Genomic DNA, 15,905 nt, shown 5'->3' with positions numbered 1-15,905 from the left:
AGGGAGACAGAGATGAGCGCAGTGGACCAAGGGGTTCCGGGAGCCGAGCGCACCCTTGGGCAGCTGGTCGCCTCCGCCACCGCCGAGATGTCCGCCCTGGTGCACGACGAGATCGCGCTCGCCAAGGTCGAGATCAGACAGGACGTCAAGCGCGCGGGCATCGGCAGCGGCGCGGCGATCGTCGCGGGCGTGCTCGTCCTCTTCTCCCTCCCCGTACTGAGTTTCGCCGCGGCCTACGGGATCCACAATCTGGGCCTCGGCCTGGCCTGGTCCTTCCTCATCGTCGGCGGCGCGTTCTGGCTGCTGGCGGGCCTGATCGGGCTGCTGGCCGTGGCGAAGTTCAAGAAGGTCAAGCCGCCGGTGAAGACCATCGACTCCGTCAAGCAGACCGCGGCGCTCGTCGGAACCGTCAAGCCGCATCCGCGTCCGTTCAGTGACCAGGCTGTGGGTGTGGCACGCTCGTCCTCATGACAGCGCCCTCGGCCGAATCCGGCACTCCGCCCACCGCCACCTCGGCGGTACGGCTCGACCTGCCCGACGGGCGGGCGGTGACGCACCGGGACGTCGCCGCCAACGGCGCCCGCTTCCACGTCGCGGAGGTCGGTGACGGGCCGCTGGTGCTGCTGCTGCACGGGTTCCCGCAGTTCTGGTGGACCTGGCGCCACCAGCTGACCGCCCTCGCGGACGCCGGATACCGCGCGGTGGCGATGGACCTGCGCGGGGTGGGCGGCAGCGACCGCACCCCGCGCGGCTACGACCCCGCGAACCTGGCGCTCGACATCACCGGGGTCGTACGGTCCCTCGGCGAGCCGGACGCCGCCCTGGTCGGACACGACCTGGGCGGCTACCTCGCCTGGACGGCGGCCGTGATGCGGCCCAAGCTGGTGCGCCGCCTGGTGGTCTCCTCCATGCCGCACCCCCGCCGCTGGCGCTCGGCCATGATGGCCGACTTCGGTCAGACCCGGGCGAGTTCGCACGTCTGGGGGTTCCAGCGGCCGTTCATCCCCGAACGGCAGCTGGTCGCCGACGACGGGGCGCTCGTGGCGGAGCTGATCCGCGACTGGTCCGGGCCGCTGCTCCCGGAGGACGCCGATCTCGGCGTGTACCGGCGGGCGATGTGCATCCCGTCCACCGCGCACTGCTCGGTCGAGCCCTACCGCTGGATGATGCGGTCGATGGCCCGCCCGGACGGACTCCAGTTCTACCGGCGGATGAAGCGCCCCGTACGCGTCCCGACCCTGCACCTGCACGGCTCGCTGGACCCGGTGATGCGCACGCGCAGCGCGGCCGGCTCGGGCGAGTACGTCGAAGCCCCGTACCGCTGGCGGCTCTTCGACGGTCTGGGGCACTTCCCGCACGAGGAGGACCCGGCTGCCTTCAGCACCGAGCTGGTGAACTGGCTCAAGGACCCCGAGCCCGACCGCTGACGGGCCGTCGGCGGGCTGCCGGTGCGGCCCCGCCGACGGACTTGCCGACGAACCGCCAGGTGGCCCGTACGACCGTCTTACGGTCATTCAATTGCCCGGCGCATAGGCCAATTGGCCGCCCCGGACGGGGTTACGGACCTTGGACCCCGGGCACAGCTCGTTGTATGGGCTGGACGCACGACCACGGTGACACCGCACACGAACGCCGCTCGGCAACGGCGCCGAGCACGCACGACAGGACCGGCCGGGACGGCCACGACCCCCGGCTCGGGATCCCGCGCATCCTCCGCCGCCGTGCCCGTTGGGTATCGGCTCGGCTCCGCCATCCACGGATGTAGGAACGGTCACGCCGCCGGGAGCGGCGCTCCCGGCGGCGCAGGGGTCAGAGGGCGCAGCCCTGGGTGTCGACCCGGCGGTCGGCGGTCTTCCCGATGCGGATGTCCTCGCGGATCTCGTCCGCCGTCAGGGCGTAGCCGGTGTTCGGGTCGTCGAGGGACTTCGCGAAGACGACCCCGTACACCCTGCCTTCGGGCGTCAGCAGCGGGCCGCCGGAGTTGCCCTGGCGCACGGTCGCGAACAGCGAGTAGACGTCGCGGCGGACCGTGCCCCGGTGGTAGATGTCCGGGCCGTTGGCGTTGATCCGGCCGCGGACACGCGCCGCGCGGACGTCGTAGGCGCCGTTCTCCGGGAAGCCGGCGACGATCGCGTCGCTGCTGCTCGTCGCGTCCCGGTCGGTGAACTCCAGCACCGGCGCCTTCAGCTTGGGCACGTCCAGCACGGCGATGTCGCGCTCCCAGTCGTAGAGCACGACCTTGCCGTCGTAGAGCTTGCCCTCGCCGCCAATCTGCACGGTCGGCTCCACGACCCCGCCGACGACGTGGGCGTTGGTCATCACCTTGCCGGGCGCGAAGACGAAGCCGGTGCCCTCCAGGACCTTGCTGCAGCTGGGCGCGGTACCGACGACCTTGACGATCGACAGCTTGGCCTGCTGGGCCACTCCGCTGCGCGCCAGCGCCGGGTCGGGGGCCTTCACCTCGGTGATCGGCTCGTTCGAGAACGGGCTGAAGACCTGCGGGAAGCCGTTGCGCGCGAGGGTGGAGCTGAAGTCCGAGAACCAGGTGTTCGCCTGGGCGGGCAGCACGCGCGAAACCCCGAGGAGCACCTTGGAGTTGCGGACCTCCTTGCCCAGGGTGGGCAGCGAGGTCCCGGCCAGCGCCGAGCCGATCAGCCAGGCCACGAGCAGCATGGCGACGACGTTGACCAGCGCACCGCCGGTCGCGTCCAGCGCGCGGGCGGGCGACCAGGTGATGTGGCGTCTGAGCCGGTTGCCCAGATGGGTGGTCAGCGCCTGCCCGATCGAGGCGCAGATGATGATCACGACGACGGCGATCACCACCACGGTGGTGGACACCTGGGTGCCGTTGTCGGTCACCCGGTCCCAGATCAGGGGCAGCAGGGACACGGCGACGAGGCCACCGCCGAGGAAGCCGATCACCGACAGGACGCCGACGACGAACCCCTGGCGGTAGCCGACGATCGCGAACCACACGGCGGCGACCAGCAACAGGATGTCCAGCACGTTCACGAGGGTCACCGTCTCATGCGTGCCAGTCGAGCGGGACGTGACGTGAGCGGTCCCACGGTCGCTCCCAGCCCGCGAAGTGCAGGATCCGGTCGATCACTCCGGCGGTGAAGCCCCAGACCAGGGCCGATTCCACGGTGAAGCCGGGCCCTTCGTGCCCCCGCGGATGGACCACGGTGACGCGGTGCGCGGGGTCCGTGAGATCCGCCACGGGCACCGTGAAGACCCGGGCCGTCTCCGCCGGGTCGACCGCGCCGACCGGCGAGGGCTCGCGCCACCAGCCCAGCACCGGGGTCACGACGAACTCGCTGACCGGGATGTAGAGCCGGGGCAGCACCCCGAAGAGCTGGACGCCCGCCGGATCCAGGCCGGTCTCCTCCTCGGCCTCGCGCAGCGCGGCGCGCAGCGGGCCGGTGGTGTGCGGGTCGCCGTCTTCCGGGTCCAGCGCGCCGCCGGGGAAGGAGGGCTGGCCGGCGTGCGAGCGCAGGCTGCCGGCGCGCTCCTGGAGCAGCAGCTCCGGGCCGCGCGGGCCCTCGCCGAAGAGGATCAGCACGGCGGACTGGCGGCCCCGGCCGTCCTCGGGCGGCAGGAAGCGGCTGAGCTGGCGGGGCCGGACGGTCCGGGCGGCCGTCACGACCGGGTCGAGCCACGCGGGCAGGCCGGCCGTCGTGAGGGCCGGGCCGTCGGCCCCGCGCGCCGTTGCCGTGGTCTCGTCCTGCGTACCGCGCGTCATGGGCACCCCTGTCCGCATTCTTCTGTCGCCGCCGTCTCCCACACCGCTGAACGCGGTCCGGGTCCCGATTCGTTCCGTGGGGGCGCGGGCCCGCCCGCCGCGCGCCCCTGGCCGCCCCGGCCGCTGCCCCGGCGCCCCTGGGCCGCCCCGGCTGCCTGCTTCGCCGGCCCCTTGCCGCCGCAGCTGCCCGCTGCGGGCCCGTGGCCGCCGCTGTCGTCCTCCGTGGGGCCCCGGCCGCCCAGTCCCTGCCGCCGCCCGCGCTCAGGGCTCCGTACGGGCTCCCAGCGGCGGGGCGGGCAGGCCCGGGTAGTCCGGGGGCGGGGAGAGCCGCTGGCCCGGCTGGCCGCCCTTCTCGTACCGCAGGAGCTTCTTCGCCTTCTCCGGGTCCGTCTCGCCCTCCCCGTAGGCCGGGCAGAGCGGGGCGATCGGGCAGGCACCGCAGGCGGGCCTGCGGGCGTGGCAGATGCGGCGGCCGTGGAAGACGACGCGGTGGGAGAGCATCGTCCACTCGCTCTTGGGGAAGATCGCGCAGATCTCCGCCTCGACCTTCTCCGGGTCCACCTGCTCGGTCCACTTGAAGCGGCGCACCAGTCGGCCGAAGTGGGTGTCGACGGTGATCCCGGGGACCCCGAAGGCGTTGCCGAGGACCACGTTGGCCGTCTTGCGGCCGACTCCCGGCAGGGTGACGAGGTCCTCCAGCCGCCCCGGGACCTCCCCGCCGAAGTCGTCGCGCAGGGCTCGGGAGAGGCCGAGCAGCGACTTCGCCTTCGCCCGGAAGAAGCCCGTCGGCCGGATGATCTCCTCCAGCCGCTCCGGCACGGCCGCCGCCATGTCCTCGGGGGTCGGGTAGGCGGCGAAGAGGGCCGGGGTCGTCTGGTTCACGCGCAGGTCGGTGGTCTGCGCGGACAGGACGGTGGCGACCAGGAGCTCGAACGGATTGCGGAAGTCGAGCTCCGGATGGGCGTACGGGTACACCTCCGCGAGCTCGCGGTTGATGCGGCGGGCCCGGCGGACCATCGCCAGGCGCGATTCCGGCTTCGGCGCCGCCGGTTTCTTGGCCGAACCTTTGCCCAGCGGGGCAGGTCGCACCTTTTCGGACGCCGCGACAGGGGCTTGTTCGCCCACGGCTGAATTCTGGCTCACCGTCACTCCTGCGGACCCCTTGGCCTGTGCTCTCACCGGCTTGTTGGACACCCGGCCAGCCTAAGGCCGGGCGCCGACACCCGCCCGGACCTCAGGTAACACGACCCCGATTGGCCTCTCGCCGCACAGCACGCCCATCCGTCCGGCATCCTTGTGATTGATCGCACTGTTTGAGCCGTCCGGCAAAATGGGGAGCGGTCCCCACTGGCTGGTCGACATAGGAGAGAGACTCGTGGACGACGTTCTGCGGCGCGCCCCGCTCTTCGCGGCGCTCGATGACGAGCAGGCCGCGGAGCTCCGCGCCTCCATGGCCGAGGTGACCCTCGCGCGCGGCGACGCCCTGTTCCACGAGGGCGACCCCGGCGACCGGCTGTACGTGGTGACCGAGGGCAAGGTGAAGCTCCACCGCACCTCCCCCGACGGCCGCGAGAACATGCTGGCCGTTCTCGGCCCCGGCGAGCTGATCGGTGAGCTGTCGCTCTTCGACCCGGGCCCCCGCACCGCCACCGCCACCGCGCTGACCGAGGTCAAGCTCCTCGGCCTCGGCCACGGTGACCTCCAGCCGTGGCTGAACGCCCGGCCCGAGGTCGCGACCGCGCTGCTGCGCGCCGTCGCCCGGCGCCTGCGCAAGACCAACGACCAGATGTCCGACCTGGTCTTCTCCGACGTTCCCGGCCGTGTCGCCCGGGCGCTCCTCGACCTGTCGCGCCGCTTCGGCGTGCAGTCGGAGGAGGGCATCCACGTCGTGCACGACCTCACCCAGGAGGAGCTGGCCCAGCTCGTCGGCGCCTCCCGCGAGACCGTGAACAAGGCGCTCGCCGACTTCGCGGGCCGCGGCTGGCTGCGCCTGGAGGCCCGTGCCGTGATCCTGCTGGACGTGGAGCGGCTCGCCAAGCGCTCGCGCTGACGGCGTCGGCCAACGCCGCGGAAGGGCCCCGTCCGGGTGCGGACGGGGCCCTTCGCGCACCGGTCCGGCGGGGGCGGAACGTACCTGCGCTCCCTGCCCGGCGGCGTGCAGAGTAGGACCATGGAACGCAGAGGGCTGGACGCGGACGGCTACTTCGAGCGGGAGGGGTCCCTCGGGCGGATCCAGCCCGCGTTCGCGGAGCCCGTCGCGGCGGCGCGCGCCCGCGCCGCGGACGCGTACGGACCCCGGCTGCACAGCGCCTACCTCTACGGCTCCGTACCGCGCGGGACGGCCCGGCCGGGGCTCAGCGACCTCGACCTGCTGATCGCCCTGCACCGGGAACCGGGCGACGAGGACCGCGACACGGCCGAGGTACTGGGGCGCGGGCTCGACGAGGACTTCCCGCAGATCGACGGCGTCGGCATCCTGCTGTACGGCAAGGAACGGCTGCTGAGCGAGCAGGAACGTTACGACCTGGGCTGGTTCCTGGCCTGCCTGTGCACCCCGCTGCTCGGCGACGACCTGGCCGAGCACCTGCCCCGCTACCGCCCGGACAGCACGCTCGCCCGGGAGGCCAACGGCGACCTGGCCGCCCTGCTCCCGCGATGGCGGGCCCGGTTCGAGGCCGCCTCGGAGCCCGCGGAGTTCCGCAGGATGAACCGGTTCTTCTCCCGGCACCTGGTGCGGACCGCCTTCACGCTGGTCATGCCCCGGTGGGGCGGCTGGACCAGCGACCTCACCGAGTCCGCGGAGGTCTTCGGCCGCTACTACCCCGAGCGGGCGGCCCAGCTGCGCCGCGCGGCCGTGGTGGCCCTGGCCCCGACCGAGGACCCGGCCGTGGCGCGCGCGTACCTCGACGACCTCGGACCCTGGCTCGCGGACGAGTTCACGGCCCGGCTCGGCACGAAGTCGCCGCGCGGCTAGGGGGTGCTTCTCAGGCCTTGGGGGCGGCGGGCTCCAGGGACTCGACGGCCCGCTTGGCCTCCGCCAGGCCCGCGCCCGTGATCTGCCGGTAGAGCCTGATCGCCGAGACGGTGCGGCCGTCCCGCACCAGGGCGCGCACCCGGTCCATGCCCGCCGGCTCCGGCTCCTCGATGCCGAAGTGGTCCAGGACCCGGCCCAGCCGGCGCTCCAGCCGGTCGGCCTTGTCCTCCAGGGCCCGCACCTTGAGGTTCAGCGTCGACGTGATCCAGCCCGCCGTCGCCAGCAGCGCGAGCAGCAGGAAAAGCGTGTTCATTCAGGTCCCCCCGGGATCAGTCCGTGATCCCGAAGGTACTCGAGCTGTGCCTGCACCGACCACGTGGCCGCGGGCCACAGCGAGCGGTCCACGTCCGCGTAGACCTGCGCGACGACGGCCTCGGCGGTGCTGAACCCGTTCTCCACGGCCGTCTCGACCTGGGCGAGGCGGTGCGCGCGGTGGGCGAGGTAGAACTCCACCGCCCCCTGCGCGTCGTCCAGGACCGGGCCGTGGCCCGGGAGCACCGTGTGGACCCCGTCGTCCACCGTCAGGGAGCGCAGGCGGCGCAGGGAGTCCAGGTAGTCGCCCAGGCGCCCGTCGGGGTGCGCGACGACGGTGGTGCCGCGGCCCAGGACGGTGTCGCCGGTCAGCACGGCCCGGTCGGCCGGCAGGTGGAAGCAGAGCGAGTCGGCGGTGTGCCCCGGCGTGGCCACCACGCGCAGCTCCAGACCGCCGGTGCGGATCACGTTCCCGGCGGCGAGGCCCTCGTCGCCCAGGCGCAGCGCGGGGTCGAGGGCGCGGACCTTGGTGCCGGTCAGCTCGGCGAAGCGGCCGGCGCCCTCGGCGTGGTCGGGGTGGCCGTGGGTGAGGAGGGTGAGCGCGATCCGCTTGCCGGCCTGCTCGGCGGTGGCGATGACGGCCCGCAGGTGGCCCTCGTCGAGGGGGCCGGGGTCGATGACGACGGCCAGTTCGGAGTCGGGTTCCGAGACGAGCCAGGTGTTGGTGCCGTCGAGGGTCATGGCCGAGGCGTTGGGGGCCAGCACGTTCACCGCGCGGGCGGTGGCCGGCCCGGAGGAGACGGTCCCGCGGGGCTGTCCGGGGAGGGCTGCGGCATCGGTCATGCGGGGCCTCCCGGGCGCACGCGCTTGGTGAACTCGTCATGGCCCGGCCAGCTGAGGACCAGTACGCCGTCCTCCAGGGCGGCCTGCGCCAGCACCGGGGCGAGGTCCTGGGCCCCGGCCGCGGCGAGCGCGTCGGCGGCGCTCGCGTACGGCTCCAGGGAGCGCAGCGTGGAAATGGTCGGCGGCATCATCAGCAGCTCGCCCTTGTCGTATCCGGCGGCGGCGTCGGCGGGGCGGATCCACACGGTCCGGTCGGCTTCGGTGGAGGCGTTGCGGGTGCGCTGGCCCTCCGGGAGGGCGGCGACGAAGAACCAGGTGTCGTAGCGGCGGGGCTCGAACTCCGGGGTGATCCAGCGGGCCCACGCCCCGAGCAGGTCGGAGCGCAGCAGCAGGCGGCGGCGCTCCAGGAACTCCGCGAAGGACAGCTCACGCGCCACGAGCGCCTCGCGGTCGGCCTCCCAGCCGTCGCCCGTGGTGTCTCCGACGACCGTGTCCGGGGTCTCCCCGGCCAGCAGGACGCCGGCCTCCTCGAAGGTCTCCCGTACGGCACCGCAGACGATCGCCTGGGCCGTGGCGGCGTCCGTGCCGAGGCGCTCGGCCCAGAGCTCCTGGCCGGGTCCGGCCCAGCCGATGCGGCGGTCCTCGTCGCGGGGGTCGACGCCGCCGCCGGGGTAGGCGTACGCGCCGCCGGCGAAGGCCATGGAGGCGCGGCGGCGCAGCATGTGCACGGCCGGGCCGGCGGGGGTGTCGCGGAGCAGCATCACGGTGGCGGCGCGTCTGGGTTCCACCGGGACGAGGGCCCCGTCCGCGAGCGCGCGGATGCGGTCGGGCCACTCCGGGGGGTACCACTGGCCTCCGGCGGGCGGCTGGGCGGGCGACGGCTGACCGTGCTGACCATTCGGCATGGCCGGATGCTACGGCCATCCGGCCCGATGTTCGAGGCCCGCCCCCGCCCGGACGCCCGGGGGCCGCTGCCGTGACCGGGCGGGGCCGCTGCCCGGGCCGGGCGGACCGTGGACCACTCCGCTACCCGGGCCGGGCGGACCGTGGACCACTCCGCTGTCCAGGCCGGGCGGACCGTACCCCTCACCGCTGCCCAGGCCGGGCGGTGCGGAGCCCTTGCCCTGGCCGGGCGGTTGCGCCGCCCCTGGCCTTGCCCTGGCCGAGCGGCCCGTGACCTCACCCCTGCCCTGGCCGGACGGACGAACGTGGACGGCGCCCCTGCCCTGGCGAGGCGCACTGGACCGCGCCGCTACCTGCGCGGACGGACGTGGACGGCGCCCATGCCCTGGCCGGGCGGTTGCGCCGCCCCTGGCCTTGCCCTGGCCGGGCGAACCGTCATCCTCACCGCTGCCCAGGCCGGGCGGTGCGGAGCCCTTGCCCTCGCCGGGCCGTTCTGCGGCCCCTGCCGTTGCCCGGGCTTACCGCTGCGCGGGGCTGGGTCCCCCCTACCCGCCCTTCGCCCGTTCCCCGGGGCTCCGCCCCAGACCCCGCGCCTCAAACGCCGACGAGGCTGGGTGTGGCGCCGGCGTATCGAGGCGCGGGCGCGATACCGCTGTGTCCGTAGCCGCGCCCGGCGCTTGAGGGCGAGAACGGGTGAAGGGCGGGGAGGGGCGAGCCCGCGCAGCGGCCAACCACCCGCACCCGACCACCGGCACCAGCCACGCGCACCGACCCCGCCCCCGGCCCGACGGCCGGAGGCTGTCGCAGCGGGCCGAAGCCCGGGAAGCGCGCCGGCGCTGAGCGGTGCCAGGGCCGGGAAGCGCGCCGGCGCTCGGCGGTGCCAGGGCCGCGTCGCAGCAGGGGCTCGGCGCGTCAGGAAGGAAGCAGCTCGACCTGGATCTCGATCTCGACCGGCGCGTCCAGCGGCAGAACCGCCACACCGACCGCGGAGCGCGCGTGCACGCCCTTGTCGCCGAGCACCGCGCCCAGCAGCTCGCTCGCACCGTTCAGCACGCCCGGCTGCGCCGTGAAGTCGGGGGCCGAGGCGACGAAGCCGACGACCTTCACCACACGGGCGATCCGGTCCAGGTCACCGGCCACGGACTTGACGGCCGCCAGGGCGTTCAGCGCGCACGTCGCCGCGAGCTCCTTGGCCTGCTCGGCGGAGACCTCGGCGCCGACCTTGCCGGTCACGGGCAGCTTGCCCTGCACCATCGGCAGCTGGCCCGCGGTGTACACGTACGCGCCCGACCGGACCGCCGGCTGGTACGTGGCCAGCGGCGGTACCACCTCGGGCAGGGTCAGGCCGAGCTCGGCCAGCTTCGCCTCGACGACGCCGCTCATGCCTTCTCCCGCTTGAGGTAGGCCACGAGCTGCTCGGGGTTGTTCGGGCCGGGCACGACCTGGACGAGCTCCCAGCCGTCCTCGCCCCAGGTGTCCAGGATCTGCTTGGTGGCGTGAACCAGCAGGGGGACCGTCGCGTATTCGAACTTCTTGGTCATGGGGGCGAGCGTAATGCCTGAGCGGGAGTGGTTAGGCTCGGACGCTGTGAGCAGGCTCCAGGTGGTCAGCGGCAAGGGCGGCACCGGCAAGACCACGGTCGCCGCCGCACTCGCGCTGGCCCTCGCACGCGAGGGCAAGCGGACTCTTCTCGTGGAGGTCGAGGGCAGGCAGGGCATCGCACAGCTTTTCGGCACGGAAGCGCTCCCCTACGAGGAGCGCAAGATCGCCGTGGCGCCCGGCGCCGGCGGGGGTGAGGTGTACGCGCTCGCCATCGACGCCGAACGGGCGCTTCTGGACTACCTCCAGATGTTCTACAAGCTCGGCTCGGCCGGCCGCGCCCTCAAGAAGCTCGGCGCGATCGACTTCGCGACGACGATCGCACCCGGTCTGCGGGACGTGCTGCTGACCGGCAAGGCGTGCGAGGCGGTACGGCGCAAGGACAAGGCCGGGCGGTACGTCTACGACCACGTGATCATGGACGCTCCGCCGACGGGGCGGATCACCCGCTTCCTGAACGTCAACGACGAGGTGGCCGGGCTGGCCCGGTTCGGGCCGATCCACAACCAGGCGCAGGCCGTCATGAAGGTGCTCAAGTCCCCGGAGACCGCGGTGCACCTGGTGACCCTGTTGGAGGAGATGCCCGTCCAGGAGACCGCGGACGGGATCGAGGAGCTGGTGCGGGCGGGGCTGCCCGTCGGCCGGGTGATCGTCAACATGGTGCGCCCGCACCACCTCGACGAGGACACCCTGCGCGCGGCAGCGGAGGGCCGGCGCCCGGAGATCGCCAAGGCCCTGTCCCGGGCCGGGCTGGGCGGCGCGCGGCGGGGCGGGCTGGCCGAGCGGCTGGTGGAGCCGCTCCTGACGCAGGCCGCCGAGCACGCGAGCCGGGTGGAGCTCGAGCGGGAGCAGCGCGCGGTACTGGCGGGGCTGCGCGTGCCGACGTACGAACTCCCCCTGCTCGGCTCGGGGATGGAGCTGGCCGGGCTGTACGAGCTGGCGACGGAGCTCCGCAAGCAGGTGGACGCCGAATGAGCGAGGGAGGGGACGGCATGGGCCTGGACACGCCGCAGCGGCTGGCGGTCGACGCGCTGCTGGAGGACCCGAAGACCCGGATCATCGTGTGCTGTGGCGCGGGCGGGGTCGGCAAGACCACCACCGCGGCCGCGCTGGGCGTACGGGCGGCCGAGCGCGGCCGGAAGGTGGTGGTGCTGACCATCGACCCGGCGCGCAGGCTGGCCCAGTCGATGGGCATCGACTCGCTGGACAACACCCCCCGACGGGTGGCCGGCATAGAGGACGGCACGGCCGGCGGGGGCGAACTGCACGCCATGATGCTGGACATGAAGCGGACCTTCGACGAGATCGTCGAGTCGCACGCGGAGGCCGGGCGGGCGCAGGCGATCCTCGCGAACCCCTTCTACCAGTCCCTGTCGGCCGGCTTCGCGGGCACGCAGGAGTACATGGCCATGGAGAAGCTGGGCCAGCTGCGGGCCAGGGACGACTGGGACCTGATCGTCGTGGACACCCCGCCGAGCCGGTCCGCGCTGGACTTCCTCGACGCGCCGAAGCGGCTCGGGTCGTTCCTGGACGGGAAGTTCATCCGGGTGCTGATGGCTCCGGCGAAGGTCGGCGGCCGGGCCGGGATGAAGTTCCTGAACGTCGGCATGTCGATGATGACCGGCACGCTGAGCAAGCTGATGGGCGCCTCACTGCTGAAGGACGTGCAGACCTTCGTGGCGGCGATGGACACGATGTTCGGCGGGTTCCGCACCCGCGCGGACGCGACGTTCCGGCTGCTCCAGGCTCCCGGTACGGCCTTCCTGGTGGTCGCGGCTCCCGAGCCGGACGCCCTGCGGGAGGCGGCGTACTTCGTGGAGCGGCTGGCCGCGGAACGGATGCCGCTGGCCGGTCTGGTGCTGAACCGGGTCCACGGGAGCGACGCGGAACAGCTGTCCGCGGAGCGGGCGCTGGCCGCCGCAGAGAATCTTGAAGAAGGCGGCATTGTCGATCAGGAGTCCGGGAAAGCTGGACTTCGTGACGCCGCCGACGACGGCTCCCCCGGCGTGGACGACGCGCACGAACCGGCCGGCCCGCCCGACACGGATGGCACGGACGGCATGGACAGCACGGTGGACGTGGACCAGATCACGGCAGGGCTGCTGCGCCTGCATGCCGAGCGGATGCAGGTGATCGCGCGTGAGCAGCGCACACGCGATCGCTTCACCTCTCTGCACCCCGAAGTGGCGGTGGCCGAAGTGGCCGCCCTGCCCGGCGATGTGCACGACCTCGCCGGGCTGCGGGCCATCGGAGAGCGACTCGCGGCCGGGGTACCGGCCGGAGCGTAGGCGTGCGTACGGGTGGTGCCGACGCGGTGCCCGGGTGATTACCCGGCTGCCGCGTAGGTCTCGTACGTCACGTCGATCTCCGCGTCGACATCCACGGTGAGGATGCCCGTGCTGCGCTCGTACTCCGTGCGGGCGGTCTCGAGCAGCCGTCGCCACGAGGTGACGGTGGGACGCCGGCGCAGCAAGGCGCGTCGTTCCCGCTCGGTCATTCCGCCCCATACTCCGAACTCGACGCGATTGTCGAGCGCGTCGGCCAGGCACTCGGTCCGCACCGGACACCCGGTGCACACCGCCTTGGCCCTGTTCTGTGCCGCTCCTTGAACGAACAGTTCATCCGGATCGGTAGTGCGGCAGGCTGCCTGCGCACTCCAGTCGGTAACCCAGCCCATCCCGGTGCCGTCCTCTCCCGAATCGAGGCTCCCCCACGGCGGTAGCGGCATATTCACCGCTGCCAGTTGAGGACGTTACGGAAGGCGAGCACAGCGCAACACCCCCGACGGGCCCAATCTTGAATGGTCCGAACGGACTATGGGTAAGCGGCAGATCACCCGACGGAGTGATCCGGCGACATGCCCGACCATTCCGGCGATTCGGGTGAAATCGGGAAAGCGCCGGTGAGAGGCCGTCAGAGCGAAGGGCGGGATTCGGACATGAGTCCACCCCATTCGGGAAGGGTGAAAATCAAGCCGAGGGGTTGATGTCTCACCGCACTGCTGTGACAGTTGGGGACAGCTTAGGCCAAGGCATTCGCGCGTGTACGGCGAATGAGAACGTAGGCTGCCCTCCATGGGAAAGAAGCGCTCGGGCGCAGGGCTGACGGGGCCGCAGCAGGCCGCCAGGTTCCTCGGGGTGTCGGTTCTCTCCGGAGTTGTTCTCGCCGGCATCGCGATCCCGGGCGCCGGTGCGCTGGGCCTCGCCGCCAAGGGCACGGTCGAGGGTTTCGATGAGATCCCGGCCAATCTGAAGACGCCTCCGCTGAGCCAGCGCACCACGATTCTGGATGCCGAGGGTGGCTTGATCGCCACCGTCTATTCACGGGACCGGCAGGTGGTGCCGCTCACGGCCATGTCGCCGTACATGCAGAAGGCGATCGTCGCGATCGAGGACTCGCGTTTCTACGAACACGGCGCGGTCGACCTCAAGGGCATCCTGCGCGCGGTGAACCGCAACGCGCAGGAGGGCGGCGCGGCGCAGGGCGCCTCCACGCTCACGCAGCAGTACGTGAAGAACGTCTTCGTCGAGGAAGCCGGCGACGACGAGACGAAGGTGCGCGAGGCGCAGGAGAAGAGCCTCGGCCGCAAGATCCGCGAGCTGAAGTACTCGATCCAGGTCGAGGAGGAGCTCGGGAAGAAGAAGATCCTCGAGAACTACCTCAACATCACCTACTTCGGGCAGGGGGCGTACGGCATCGAGTCGGCCGCCCAGCGCTACTTCAGCAAGCCCGCCAAGGACCTCACCCTGGACGAGTCGGCGCTGCTGGCCGGACTCGTGCAGTCGCCGAGCCGGTACGACCCGGTGAACGACAGCCAGGAGGCGATGAAGCGCCGCAACGTCGTCCTGCAGCGCATGGCCGACGTGAAGGACATCTCGCAGGCCGAGGCGGACGAGGCGAAGGCGAAGCCGGTCACCCTGAAGGTGACCCGGCCGAAGAACGGCTGCATCACCGCGGTCAAGGGCGCGGGCTTCTTCTGCGACTACGTGCGCGCCACGTTCCTGTCCGACCCGGTCTTCGGCAAGACCCGCGAGGAGCGGGCGAGGATCTGGAACCAGGGCGGCCTGACGGTCCGTACGACTCTGGACCCGCAGTCCCAGGACGCCGCGAACGCCTCGATCAAGGACCACGTCGACGAGGACGACTCGATCGCCACGGCCGTGACCATGGTCCAGCCGGGCACCGGTCGGGTCCTGGCGATGGGCCAGTCGAAGCCGTACGGCTTCGGGAAGAACGAGACGCAGATCAACTACTCCGTCGACAAGCGGATGGGCGGCTCCAACTTCGGCTTCCAGGTGGGCTCCACGTTCAAGCCGTTCATCGCGGCCGCCGCCCTGGAGCAGGGCATGGAGCCGACCAAGGTCTACTCGGCCCCGAACAAGATGGAGTACCCGAGCCCGGTCTCGCGCTGCTCGGGCGCGCCCTGGCAGAACCTCCCGCTCGGCAACGGCAAGCTGCAGACCGCCGAGAACGAGACGCGGGACGAGGTCGGCCCGTACGCACTGAGGACGGCGATGGAGAAGTCCATCAACACCTACTTCGTGCAGATGATCTCGGAGATCGGGCTGTGCCCGGTGACGGAGATGACGCAGAAGCTCGGCGTGGTCCCGGCCAGCGGGGTGAAGCTGCCCGAGGAGCCGTCCATCGCCCTCGGTTCCGCCGAGATGTCCCCGCTGACGATGGCCAACGCGTACGCCGCCTTCGCCAACCGGGGCGTCTACTGCACCCCGATCGCCCTGGAGTCGATCACCGACGCGCACGGCAAGTCGCTCGCGGTGCCGAAGACCAAGTGCGACCGGGCGATGTCCCAGGACACGGCCGACACCATCAACAACCTGCTGCGCGGGGTCGTCGACTCCGGTACGGGTGAGCGGGCCGGTCTGACCGACCGCGACAACGCGGGCAAGACCGGTACCACCGACAACCGCTACAACGCCTGGTTCGTGGGCTACACCCCGAACCTGTCCGGCGCGGTGTGGGTCGGCTCCGGCGGCTCGAAGAAGATCTCGATGGAGGACATCACCATCGGCGGGCAGTACTACCCGAAGGTCTTCGGCGGCGGCCTGCCCGGCCCGATCTGGAAGGACGCCGTCTCGGGCGCGCTCGCCGGCCGCGAGGCCCCGGGCTTCGCGGCGGTCAGCATCCCGGAGGGCTCCACCGGAGGCGGCGGCACCGGTTCCGGCACGGGCGGCACCACCGGCGGCCGGGGCAACCCCAACCCGCCGGCCACCCGCAAGCCGGGGAAGCCCGGCAAGCCCGGCGGTGACGGCAAGCCCGGCGACACCCGGCCCGGCGGCGGGGCCGTCGGAGGAGCCGTCGGCGGCGGGGCCCTCGGCGGCACCGGCACCGGCGGTGTCGTCAGCGGAGGCGGCGGGGCCCAGCCCCCGGTACCGCCGGTCGACCCCGTCACCGGGGGCACCGTGGTCCCGGACCCCGCGGGCGGCGGCGCCCAGACCCCGTAACCACGGCATGCGAAGGGCCCCGGCCGGATCTCCGGCCGGGGCCCTTCGCGTACCCGTCGTCCGGGCGGGC

At 72.5% G+C, this 15,905-nt stretch carries 16 protein-coding genes; 7 read left to right on the top strand and 9 right to left on the bottom strand.

Going from position 1 to position 15,905, the window contains the following annotated elements:
• The first annotated feature begins 12 nt into the window (after positions 1-12).
• Positions 13-471 (top strand): phage holin family protein, encoded by a 459-nt coding sequence (locus ACZ501_RS20925; RefSeq protein ID WP_362455605.1) that lies wholly within the window; start codon positions 13-15, stop codon positions 469-471.
• Positions 468-1,427, top strand: coding sequence for an alpha/beta fold hydrolase (locus ACZ501_RS20920; protein ID WP_468797219.1), 960 nt, complete (start codon positions 468-470; stop codon positions 1,425-1,427). The genes ACZ501_RS20925 and ACZ501_RS20920 overlap by 4 nt, the downstream gene beginning before the upstream one ends.
• Positions 1,428-1,809: 382 nt before the next feature.
• Here the strand turns inward: ACZ501_RS20920 and ACZ501_RS20915 are convergent, their stop codons facing one another.
• The 3 genes from ACZ501_RS20915 to nth form a co-directional block, all read right to left on the bottom strand.
• Complete coding sequence (locus tag ACZ501_RS20915; RefSeq protein WP_361610621.1) at positions 1,810-3,012, bottom strand: MarP family serine protease; 1,203 nt, start codon at positions 3,010-3,012, stop codon at positions 1,810-1,812.
• A gap of 13 nt (positions 3,013-3,025) precedes the next feature.
• Complete coding sequence (locus ACZ501_RS20910; protein WP_362455603.1) at positions 3,026-3,742, bottom strand: NUDIX hydrolase; 717 nt, start codon at positions 3,740-3,742, stop codon at positions 3,026-3,028.
• Between the two features lie 261 nt (positions 3,743-4,003).
• On the bottom strand, positions 4,004-4,831 hold the full coding sequence (gene nth / locus ACZ501_RS20905) for an endonuclease III (protein ID WP_361610622.1): 828 nt from the start codon (positions 4,829-4,831) through the stop codon (positions 4,004-4,006).
• A gap of 286 nt (positions 4,832-5,117) precedes the next feature.
• On the opposite strand from nth, the gene ACZ501_RS20900 reads away from it, so the two are divergent.
• Together ACZ501_RS20900 and ACZ501_RS20895 are read left to right on the top strand one after the other, a co-directional pair.
• Entirely contained in the window at positions 5,118-5,792 is a 675-nt protein-coding gene (locus ACZ501_RS20900) for a Crp/Fnr family transcriptional regulator (protein ID WP_007264960.1), read from the top strand.
• 120 nt (positions 5,793-5,912) lie between these two features.
• Positions 5,913-6,716: a nucleotidyltransferase domain-containing protein gene (locus ACZ501_RS20895; RefSeq protein WP_361602822.1), complete on the top strand. Its 804-nt coding sequence runs from the start codon at positions 5,913-5,915 to the stop codon at positions 6,714-6,716.
• A 10-nt stretch (positions 6,717-6,726) separates the two neighbouring features.
• Here ACZ501_RS20895 and ACZ501_RS20890 read toward each other — a convergent pair whose 3' ends face one another.
• From ACZ501_RS20890 to ACZ501_RS20870, 5 genes are all read right to left on the bottom strand, one after another.
• Complete coding sequence (locus tag ACZ501_RS20890; protein ID WP_468797216.1) at positions 6,727-7,029, bottom strand: hypothetical protein; 303 nt, start codon at positions 7,027-7,029, stop codon at positions 6,727-6,729.
• Complete coding sequence (locus tag ACZ501_RS20885; protein ID WP_361602816.1) at positions 7,026-7,871, bottom strand: MBL fold metallo-hydrolase; 846 nt, start codon at positions 7,869-7,871, stop codon at positions 7,026-7,028. Before ACZ501_RS20885 ends, ACZ501_RS20890 begins: the two co-directional genes overlap by 4 nt.
• On the bottom strand, positions 7,868-8,776 hold the full coding sequence (locus ACZ501_RS20880; protein WP_468797213.1) for an NUDIX hydrolase: 909 nt from the start codon (positions 8,774-8,776) through the stop codon (positions 7,868-7,870). The genes ACZ501_RS20885 and ACZ501_RS20880 overlap by 4 nt, the downstream gene beginning before the upstream one ends.
• Positions 8,777-9,686: 910 nt before the next feature.
• Entirely contained in the window at positions 9,687-10,157 is a 471-nt protein-coding gene (locus tag ACZ501_RS20875; RefSeq protein ID WP_361602810.1) for a RidA family protein, read from the bottom strand.
• A complete protein-coding gene (locus ACZ501_RS20870) occupies positions 10,154-10,315 on the bottom strand; it encodes a DUF4177 domain-containing protein (protein WP_007264966.1) in 162 nt (53 codons plus the stop codon). Before ACZ501_RS20870 ends, ACZ501_RS20875 begins: the two co-directional genes overlap by 4 nt.
• A gap of 46 nt (positions 10,316-10,361) precedes the next feature.
• On the opposite strand from ACZ501_RS20870, the gene bagA reads away from it, so the two are divergent.
• The gene (gene bagA, locus ACZ501_RS20865) at positions 10,362-11,348 is read left to right on the top strand and encodes an ATPase BagA (protein WP_362455594.1); all 987 of its coding nucleotides are present in this window, start codon (positions 10,362-10,364) and stop codon (positions 11,346-11,348) included.
• A 17-nt stretch (positions 11,349-11,365) separates the two neighbouring features.
• Positions 11,366-12,661 (top strand): ATPase BagB, encoded by a 1,296-nt coding sequence (bagB, locus tag ACZ501_RS20860; RefSeq protein ID WP_468797318.1) that lies wholly within the window; start codon positions 11,366-11,368, stop codon positions 12,659-12,661.
• Between the two features lie 38 nt (positions 12,662-12,699).
• On the opposite strand, the gene ACZ501_RS20855 is transcribed toward bagB, so the two are convergent.
• A complete protein-coding gene (locus tag ACZ501_RS20855) occupies positions 12,700-13,050 on the bottom strand; it encodes a WhiB family transcriptional regulator (RefSeq protein ID WP_361602800.1) in 351 nt (116 codons plus the stop codon).
• Between the two features lie 397 nt (positions 13,051-13,447).
• Here ACZ501_RS20855 and ACZ501_RS20850 point away from each other — a divergent pair, with 397 nt between their 5' ends.
• A complete protein-coding gene (locus ACZ501_RS20850; RefSeq protein WP_361602797.1) occupies positions 13,448-15,835 on the top strand; it encodes a transglycosylase domain-containing protein in 2,388 nt (795 codons plus the stop codon).
• The last annotated feature ends 70 nt before the right edge of the window (positions 15,836-15,905 follow it).

The sequence above is a fragment of the Streptomyces sp. NPDC034085 genome (assembly GCF_055575555.1).
Note: the sequence above shows the minus strand (reverse complement) of the source record. Positions and strands in the feature narration are given on the sequence as shown.

What these genes read in the sequence shown, in the direction of transcription:
- ACZ501_RS20885 (WP_361602816.1), bottom strand. Translation starts at nt 7,871, where the DNA reads ATGACCGATGCCGCAGCCCTCCCCGGACAGCCCCGCGGGACCGTCTCC.
- ACZ501_RS20870 (WP_007264966.1), bottom strand. Translation starts at nt 10,315, where the DNA reads ATGACCAAGAAGTTCGAATACGCGACGGTCCCCCTGCTGGTTCACGCC.
- ACZ501_RS20855 (WP_361602800.1), bottom strand. Translation starts at nt 13,050, where the DNA reads ATGGGCTGGGTTACCGACTGGAGTGCGCAGGCAGCCTGCCGCACTACC.
- ACZ501_RS20850 (WP_361602797.1), top strand. Translation starts at nt 13,448, where the DNA reads ATGGGAAAGAAGCGCTCGGGCGCAGGGCTGACGGGGCCGCAGCAGGCC.
- ACZ501_RS20910 (WP_362455603.1), bottom strand. Translation starts at nt 3,742, where the DNA reads ATGACGCGCGGTACGCAGGACGAGACCACGGCAACGGCGCGCGGGGCC.
- ACZ501_RS20880 (WP_468797213.1), bottom strand. Translation starts at nt 8,776, where the DNA reads ATGCCGAATGGTCAGCACGGTCAGCCGTCGCCCGCCCAGCCGCCCGCC.
- ACZ501_RS20925 (WP_362455605.1), top strand. Translation starts at nt 13, where the DNA reads ATGAGCGCAGTGGACCAAGGGGTTCCGGGAGCCGAGCGCACCCTTGGG.
- ACZ501_RS20890 (WP_468797216.1), bottom strand. Translation starts at nt 7,029, where the DNA reads ATGAACACGCTTTTCCTGCTGCTCGCGCTGCTGGCGACGGCGGGCTGG.
- ACZ501_RS20895 (WP_361602822.1), top strand. Translation starts at nt 5,913, where the DNA reads ATGGAACGCAGAGGGCTGGACGCGGACGGCTACTTCGAGCGGGAGGGG.
- ACZ501_RS20875 (WP_361602810.1), bottom strand. Translation starts at nt 10,157, where the DNA reads ATGAGCGGCGTCGTCGAGGCGAAGCTGGCCGAGCTCGGCCTGACCCTG.
- bagB (WP_468797318.1), top strand. Translation starts at nt 11,366, where the DNA reads ATGGGCCTGGACACGCCGCAGCGGCTGGCGGTCGACGCGCTGCTGGAG.
- ACZ501_RS20920 (WP_468797219.1), top strand. Translation starts at nt 468, where the DNA reads ATGACAGCGCCCTCGGCCGAATCCGGCACTCCGCCCACCGCCACCTCG.